Annotated in this window: 3 protein-coding genes; all 3 read right to left on the bottom strand. The window is 35.6% G+C overall.

Annotated features, from left to right (window positions below; all coding sequences use genetic code 11):
* Nucleotides 1-943 (bottom strand): phage portal protein (locus PEPTYR26121_RS08590; RefSeq protein ID WP_246285933.1); only part of this gene is annotated, 943 nt, incomplete at its 3' end.
* Nucleotides 944-1128: 185 nt separating this feature from the next.
* Nucleotides 1129-2025: a Fic family protein gene (locus PEPTYR26121_RS08595; RefSeq protein ID WP_180501019.1), complete on the bottom strand. Its 897-nt coding sequence runs from the start codon at nt 2023-2025 to the stop codon at nt 1129-1131.
* A 100-nt stretch (nt 2026-2125) separates the two neighbouring features.
* Nucleotides 2126-3715, bottom strand: a complete 1590-nt coding sequence (locus PEPTYR26121_RS08600) for a terminase large subunit (RefSeq protein WP_180501021.1) — start codon at nt 3713-3715, stop codon at nt 2126-2128.
* Nucleotides 3716-3725 lie beyond the last annotated feature (10 nt).

Below are 3725 nucleotides of genomic sequence, written 5' to 3' on the forward strand. Positions count from 1 at the left end.
TTCCTACAGCATATCCATTCATCCTTGATTCATAGTCTCCCCTCAGAAGTCCATCAAGATTAAATTTAATAAAGTAGGATTCTTTTTCTTTCTTTGTTAGTAGTGCTCTTTCTAGGGATTGCTCCCAACGAACAATCCAAGGATCAAGAGTGTATTTAACAAATTCAAGTGACTGTTGTTCTATATTTGAAAATGACGATCTTTCCAAGTCACCAATCATATGAGGTGGTATTCTGAATATCCTTGCTATCTCATTTAACTGAAACTTTCTTGTTTCCAAAAACTGGGCCTCACTTGGCGCAATAGCAATCGGTTGGTATTTCATCCCTTCTTCAAGTACAGCCACTTTGTTGGCGTTCTTAGGCCCTTGAAAGGCTGCATTCCATGACTCCCTTACTCTCTCTGGATCTTTAATTATGCCTGGATGTTCTAAAACCCCACCTGGTTGTGCTCCATTTTGGAAGAATGACGCTCCATAATCTTCACATGCCATAGCCATACCAATGGCATTTTTTGCCATGGTGATTGGTGAGTATCCAATAAGACCATCAAAACCAAGCCCTGGTATATGAAGGACATCTTCTTTTAAAAGGTAAACTTCTTCAGATTTATGCTTGTATTTATAAAAGATTTCTCCATCTTCACTTCGCATAACAGCCATCTTATTTGGCATTAAGGGATAAAGGCCAATAACCTCATTTCTTCCATTACGAATAATCTGAGCATAGGCATTACCCCAAAGTAGAAGATGAGTCATTAGTGTCTCTCTAAATACAAATGAAGTCATCTCAGTATTTGGCTCATCGTGTAAAAGAAAATATATGGCGTGGTCTTTTGCTTTTTCCTTTGAGTTCGAATCTCCTCTTTTATATAGATGAAGAGGAAGTCCTGCTAAGGTTTCAGCAAGAACTCTCACACATGAATAAACTGCCGTCATTTGCATGGCAGTAAATTCGTTGACATTCCTTCCTGCTGTTGTTCTCCCAAATAAAAAAGACGATGAAGATATCCTCTCCCCGTCTTTAGGTTTGTCTCTCGACTTAAATATTAAATTTAAAATGTTTATATTACCACCTCCTAAATTTAGGCATAAAAATAGCACTCATCTAAAAGAGTGCTAAATATAATTTATTTCATTTCAAGTATTCCTAGATACTCATCTAATCTTTCATTAACATAAGACGCAAATAAGCTTTCCATTTCGCTCAAGTTATTTTTTACGTGATATTCATCAAATGCCTCATAATATTTTATTCTGTCGGTAAATTTAATATCTATCGGTGGAATACCCTCTTTCATAAGTTCGAGATTAACTAAAAGTCTGCCAGTCCTTCCATTTCCATCAATAAAAGGATGAATCCCCTCGAACTCTATATGAAATTTTGCAAGTTTAGTTATAATATGCTCACTTGATGCTTTATAATTTATTAAGAGTTCCTCCATTTTGGGCTCAATTAAATATGGTTGCACAGGTTCATGACTTGCACCCATTATACGAACAGGAACTTTTCTGTAAACTCCCCTATCTTCTTTTTTATCTCCTAATACAAGATAATGAATTTGCTTTATTAGACTCTCTGTCAATTCTCTATTTTCTTTAACTAAATCTACAACAAAGTAAAAAGCTTCTTTATGAGAAACCGCTTCTATATGATCTTTCAATGGTTTTTTATCAATAGTAAGCCCTCTAAGAACCATATCTGTTTCTCTTAAAGTAAGAGTGTTTCCTTCAATCGCATTCGTATTATATGTGTATTCAATCATGAAATCTTCTAAAAGCCTTGCGACCTCTCCCTCTGTAAGAGGTCTTAGAGTGTTTAATTTTGCTAATTTTTCATCAATTATTGGAAGAAGAGTTTTAGGCTTTGTAAATCTTTCATCTGTCGGCTTTATTGCATTTGATGGAATTTTCCATATTTTACCTTTTTTATATGCATTGGGAATTCTTCCTTCACTGCATAAAATTCTAACTCTTCTTTCTGATATGCCCCATTTTTTTGCAATTTCGCTTACTCCTGTAAACATAACTCTCCTCCTATTCATAATTTATGTTATTATTTCATCGGAATAATGTCAAGAGTATCGGAATGGAATATGCCAGTTTTAGGAATAATGCTAAGAGATATTAAAAAACAATCAATCCCCTATCATCATAAACAGATTCACTCGTATCATTGCCACATCTTATTGCCCTATCTAGAGCCATTATTGTAGCAATAACTCCATCTATCTTTTCTGTGGATTTTTCCTTATCTGCCTTTATGTTTCCAGCAGGATCAGTTCGTATAAAAATATTATCCATCATCCACCTTAGAACTGGATGACCTGCGTGGGCTATTTTTCTTTCAAGTGTAAGTTTCATTAATTCTTTTGTTGGTGAAGACATATCTTTAAATCCTTGACCAAAGGGAACTACTGTAAAACCCATGCCTTCTAAGTTTTGAACCATCTGAACTGCTCCCCATCTATCAAAGGCTATTTCTCTGATGTTATATTTTTCTCCCAAGTCCTCTATGAATTTCTCAATAAAACCATAGTGGACAACATTGCCTTCTGTAGTTTGAATGTAGCCTTGCTTATGCCATAGGTCATAGTTTACGTGGTCTCTTTTTACTCTTAGGTCGAGATTTTCTTCTGGCAACCAAAAGTAGGGTAATATTTGATATTTATCATCTTCGTCTATTGGAGGAAAGACTAAAACAAAGGCTGTAATATCTGTTGTAGATGAAAGATCAAGACCACCATAGCAAACTCTACCTTTTAGTTCTTTTCCATTAACAGCAAAGTTACATAAGTCCCATTTTTCCATAGGCATCCACCTAATTGCTTGTTTGACCCACTGATTTAATCTTAACTGTCTGAAGGCATTCTCTTCAGTTGGATTTTGCTTAGCTGATTCACAGGCTTGTCTTACTTTTTCTATTGGAACTGTAATTCCAAGAGAGGGATTTGCCTTATGCCATACTTTTTCATCTGTCCAATCATCATCCCTATCTGCTCCATAAATCACAGGATAAAAAGTTGGATCAGTTTTTCTTCCTTCAAGTATGTCCACTGCCTTTTGGTGAGTTTCATAGCAGATTGATTTCGTATCTGTTCCAGCTGTTGTTATAAGAAAATATAAGGGCTGGGTTCTTGCATCTCCTGAACCCTTAGTCATAACATCAAATAATTTTCTATTGGGCTGAGTATGAAGTTCGTCAAAGACAACACCATGAATATTAAATCCGTGTTTAGAATAAGCCTCTGCAGATAAGACTTGATAGAAAGAATTGGTCGGCTTATATATCATCCTCTTTTGAGATGCTAGAATCTTTACTCTTTTAGATAAGGCTGGGCTCATCCTTACCATATCAGCTGCAACATCAAAAACTATAGTTGCCTGTTGTCTATCAGCAGCACATCCATAAACTTCTGCTCTTTCTTCTCCATCACCACAAGTAAGGAGGAGTGCTACAGCAGCCGCAAGTTCAGATTTTCCCATCTTCTTTGGTATTTCAATATATGCAGTATTAAATTGTCGATATCCTGTATCTTTTACAATGCCAAATAAGTCTCTTATGATTTCTTCTTGCCAGTCAATAAGCTTGAAATCTTTACCTGCCCATCTACCTTTTGTATGCTTCAGGCATTCTATAAAGGTGACAGCATAGTCTGCTTTGTTTTTATCATAGTGAGATGTAGGTAGCATAAATTTTGTTGGTTTATATTTCATTTGACCTCCT

The sequence above is a fragment of the Aedoeadaptatus nemausensis genome (genome assembly GCF_903819165.1).
Taxonomy (GTDB): domain Bacteria; phylum Bacillota; class Clostridia; order Tissierellales; family Peptoniphilaceae; genus Aedoeadaptatus; species Aedoeadaptatus nemausensis.

Bases quoted from the DNA above. Each gene is read 5' to 3' on its own strand.
- PEPTYR26121_RS08600 (WP_180501021.1), bottom strand. From the start codon at position 3,715: ATGAAATATAAACCAACAAAATTTATGCTACCTACATCTCACTATGAT.
- PEPTYR26121_RS08595 (WP_180501019.1), bottom strand. From the start codon at position 2,025: ATGTTTACAGGAGTAAGCGAAATTGCAAAAAAATGGGGCATATCAGAA.